The 4,493-nt window shown below is 43.9% G+C and carries 5 protein-coding genes and 4 tRNA genes; all 9 read left to right on the forward strand.

What is annotated here, in order from left to right:
* Positions 1-54: 54 nt before the first annotated feature.
* Positions 55-128: transfer RNA gene (locus ACW12G_RS05035), tRNA-Asp, on the forward strand.
* Positions 129-219: 91 nt separating this feature from the next.
* Positions 220-293, forward strand: a tRNA-Trp gene (locus ACW12G_RS05040).
* 2 nt (positions 294-295) lie between these two features.
* Positions 296-368 (forward strand) — tRNA-His (locus ACW12G_RS05045).
* A gap of 27 nt (positions 369-395) precedes the next feature.
* A tRNA-Leu gene (locus ACW12G_RS05050) sits at positions 396-479 on the forward strand.
* A gap of 112 nt (positions 480-591) precedes the next feature.
* Entirely contained in the window at positions 592-1,002 is a 411-nt protein-coding gene (gene acpS / locus ACW12G_RS05055) for a holo-ACP synthase (RefSeq protein ID WP_010002253.1), read from the forward strand.
* A complete protein-coding gene (alr, locus tag ACW12G_RS05060) occupies positions 999-2,126 on the forward strand; it encodes an alanine racemase (RefSeq protein ID WP_455647417.1) in 1,128 nt (375 codons plus the stop codon). The genes acpS and alr overlap by 4 nt, the downstream gene beginning before the upstream one ends.
* 39 nt (positions 2,127-2,165) lie before the next feature.
* Positions 2,166-2,531, forward strand: coding sequence for a type II toxin-antitoxin system PemK/MazF family toxin (locus ACW12G_RS05065; RefSeq protein WP_029510310.1), 366 nt, complete (start codon positions 2,166-2,168; stop codon positions 2,529-2,531).
* Between the two features lie 34 nt (positions 2,532-2,565).
* Positions 2,566-3,612: an acyltransferase family protein gene (locus tag ACW12G_RS05070; RefSeq protein WP_147000795.1), complete on the forward strand. Its 1,047-nt coding sequence runs from the start codon at positions 2,566-2,568 to the stop codon at positions 3,610-3,612.
* A 235-nt stretch (positions 3,613-3,847) separates the two neighbouring features.
* Positions 3,848-4,493, forward strand: a 646-nt coding sequence (locus tag ACW12G_RS05075) for a class I tRNA ligase family protein (protein ID WP_455647418.1), incomplete at its 3' end; no start/stop codon positions are given.

Raw genomic sequence — 4,493 nt, forward strand, 5'->3', positions numbered from 1 at the left:
GAGCACCTGCCTTACAAGCAGGGGGTCACAGGTTCGATCCCTGTAGCGTCCATTGGTCGCATGGTCTAGCTGGTTAGGACGCCTGCCTGTCACGCAGGAGATCGCGGGTTCGAGCCCCGCTGTGACCGCTAATTACTGACAAACATGAACAAGCCAGTGTTATGTAAGGTGCGATTCCTTACCATGTTATATCAGCGTTTAGCTGAGATTTATAAATGTAGGGATATAGTTAAACGGTAGAATAGCGGTCTCCAAAACCGTTGATGGGGGTTCGATTCCCTCTATCCCTGCCATGGCGGTAGTGGTGAAGTGGTTAACACACTGGTTTGTGGATCCAGCATGCGAGGGTTCGATCCCCTTCTACCGCCCTAATAAGCCAGTAGGGTTTATATTATGCCGTTGTGGCGGAATTGGCAGACGCGCTGGACTCAAAATCCAGTGGTGGCAACACCGTGTGGGTTCGACTCCCACCGACGGCATCGCGAAAGCAGTATCATGATGATACTGCTTTTTATTTTTGTATTGATTATTAACACTGTTAAGATCTGCTTGCTACTTGGTGAATGGTGGACATTTTGTTACAATAGGAATATGATAATTGGTATTGGAAATGATACAGAATCCATTAGTCGCGTTGGGCAAATTGTAACACGTCAAGAAAATTTTATGACGACAATTTTGACTGATGCAGAACGTCGCCAGGCAAGTGAACGTCATGGTAAACACTATCATGAATTCGTTGCCGGGCGTTTTTCTGCGAAGGAAGCTTTTTCAAAAGCTACTGGCTACGGTATTGGCGCTAAAGTCCATTGGCACGATATTGAGATTTTAAACGAGGAAAATGGGCGACCGGTTATGCTGGTTAAAAATTTCCCATATACGATACACGTGGCGATTACGCATAGTGGTGATTTCGTCAATACAGTCGTTGTGATTGAACGGCTAACAATCTGGGAAAGAGTGAGCTTGAAGCTATTTCCGAAACGTGGAGTTTTGTCATGACAAATAGTAATGAGTTACTAATGATGCGGCCATCTTGGCTGACAGTCGACTTAGCAGCGATACAATATAATGCCAAACAGATTATGGCGCATGCTAGCGCCACGCGTCTAATAGCTGTAGTCAAAGCTGATGCCTATGGTCACGGCGCAGTAGCAGTGACGACTGCGTTGTATGAAATTGGGGTACGTGACTTTGCCGTAGCCACGATTGCTGAAGGCGTAGCATTACGCCAGCAAGTAGCATACGATGATTTTAATATTATCTTACTAGGCGTTCAAGACGTGCAATATGTGCCAGTGATGGTGTCACAGCGGTTAACACCGGCTGTTGGGACTTTGGCATGGTTAGATGAGGCTGAACAGTTGCTTAGCTCAGACGATCAGCTCATGATCCAATTAGCAGTTGATACAGGAATGGGACGCATGGGGGCCCACTCTGAGGCAGCGTTGCAGGAAATGTATGATAAGGTGTTAAATACTCCAAGTTTGCAACTGAGTGGCGTCTTTACCCACTTTGCAACAGCTGATGATACCAATCAAACCTATTATGATCAACAAGTGACGAATTTTAATGCTTGGGTAACTGCTGTTGGGATTCCAAAACACTATTGGCATTTAGCAAATTCAGGGTCTGCCTTGTGGCATCATGATCAAATTGAGACTGGCACCATTCGGGTCGGCTCGGTATTGTATGGCTATAATCCAGGTGCACCAGAATTACCTATGCCAGTAACACTTAAAAATGTATTGTCGTTAAAGTCACGAATTGGGGCGGTTCACCAATTACAAGCAGGCGAATCAGTCAGTTATGGTGCGACTTATACAGCGACAGAACCGCAATGGGTTGCTACTTTACCCATTGGGTACGCTGACGGTTATCTTCGACGAATGGGTGGGATGACTGTGTTAGTTAATGGTCATGCAGAAAAAGTGATTGGGCGCGTGACGATGGATCAAATTGTAATTACCTTAGATCGTGACTATCCAGTGGGAACAGTGGTGATCTTAATTGGTCAAGATGGTGATGCTGAGATCACGGTCGAAGACTTTGCCCAATATGCACAGACAATTCCGCATGAGATTTTAACAACTTTTGGACCGAGATTACCAAGAATTTATCAATGAAAAGCGCTATGAGCGCGTACATAGTAAGTGAGAATAAGAATGAAAGAAGCCTATCAAACAGTGGTACGTGGTGATGTATTCTATGCTGATCTGAAGCAAGGTATTGGTTCTGAACAGTCTGGTGTACGGCCAGTACTTATCGTGCAAAATGACGTGGGGAATGCTAATTCGCCAACAACGATTGTTGTCGCTATCACGTCACAAATTTCTAAACCAAAATTACCCACGCATGTCTTGCTACCGGCACATTTAGGTGGCATTAAACGTGATTCCGTGATTTTAGCTGAACAGTTGCGAACAATTGATAAGCGACGATTACGTGATAAAATTGCGCATCTTAACGCTAATTCACACGAAATGCAACAAGTTGCCCAAGCCTTACGGATTAGTATCGGGATTAAGTAATGGTGGTCACTCGCTGGTAAATAAAGGAGTTGCTGTGGCAGCGGAAAGAATTGCATGGTTAGATTTTGCCAAAGGCGTCACCATCTTTTTGGTGGTCATTGTTCATGTTGTTGAAGGTGTGTATAAAACAGGACAATTTCCAGCACAACAAAACATTTCGACCAATATCATGGGGGTCTTATTTACAGTTGTGATGCCAGTTTTTTTTGCGTTATCTGGCTATGTTTATACACCGCCGCAAAATGGCCGACAATATATTATCGGTATCGGGAAAAAACTCGTGAATCTCGGAGTGCCATATGTCATTTTTTCAGTGCTTTATGTCTGTTTGCAGCACGGGTCACAGGCTGTACATCATCTGAACTCATGGCAAGATTTAGCACATATTTATGCGCTACCTATCGGCTATCTCTGGTATTTGTATGTGTTGTTTTTTGTGTATGGGGTTGTCGGCTTACTGACATTATTGCGTTTATCGCGCCTTATCCAAGGCATCATTTATAGTTTATTTTTGTGGCTTGCCGTCACGCATACGACAGCATTGCCTTATGCTTTAACGGGCGTTTTGATGTGGACGAGCAGTTTTTATATCGGCTATGTCTTCAAGCAACGCCCGACCTGGTTGACACATTGGTTAACCGTCAGTTTGAGTGGTCTCTTGTTTGTTGGTGGGTTAGCTTGGCAAATGCACCAAGGGCATGATTGGTTTACGACCGATATGATGACGACAACTGATGTCTGGGCTAAATTGGCTAGTGTGCCACTATTTCTTTTTTTGTATCAAAAAAATCGTGGTGGGCTTGTGAGTCGATACTTTACAACGTATGGGCGGTATTCACTGATTATCTATTTGGTGCACGCACCGATGGCTTCGATTGGGCGAGTACTCCTGCTAAAACTAGGTGTTAACTACTATGCGTTGTTGCTAGTGTTGTTGGTTGCTTTTGCCTGGGGAACCAGCCTCATGGTGATTTATGGGACGAGAAAATGGCCGCTACTAAATGCAGTGTTTAATCCGGTAGCCTATATACGTCAAATAGCGTCACCTAAGCAGGGACTTGACGAACAGCTGAAATTCTAGTAAGATAATGCTTATCTTAGAGGATTAAGCAAATACATGCCCAGAGAGCTGATGGTGCTGTGAATCAGTCATGTTAATGCCCAAGGTTGCTAAGTGTTAACAAGTTGAATAATAAGAGTGGCTGATTATTGTGTTAAAAACAGACGATCAGCAATACAGGTGGTACCACGGTGAAAATCGTCCTAATATTATTTTTAGGACGATTTTTTTGTATCATAAACAAAAGGAGAATACTATGCGCGACATTGATATGTCAACAAAATATGACCCAACGGCTGTTGAAGCAGGCCGTTATGACCATTGGCAAGAAAAAAAGTTATTTGCACCAGAATCTAACCAAGCCATTCAGGGACAAGAACCAGAACCTTATGCCATTGTAATCCCACCACCAAATGTCACGGGGAAGTTGCATTTGGGTCATGCTTGGGATACAACGCTGCAAGACATGATTATTCGTCAAAAGAAAATGCAAGGGTTGGATGTATTGTGGTTGCCTGGTATGGATCATGCCGGTATTGCTACGCAAGCCAAAGTGGAACAACGTTTGCGTGGTGAAGGTGTCTCACGCTATGACTTGGGCCGTGAAAAGTTTGTTGAACAAGTCTGGGACTGGAAGAATGAATACGCAGCCACGATTAAGCAACAATGGGGTAAGATGGGGCTGTCACTCGACTTTGACCGCGAACGTTTTACGTTAGATGAGGGCTTGAACAAGGCTGTCAACAAAGTCTTTATTGACCTTTATAATAAAGGCTTAATCTATCGTGGTGAATATATCATTAACTGGGATCCACAAGCACGAACAGCTTTATCGGATATCGAAGTTATTTATCAAGATGATGAAGGCGCATTCTATCACGTGAAGTACCCATTCACTGATG

The sequence above is a fragment of the Leuconostoc sp. genome (assembly GCF_965300815.1).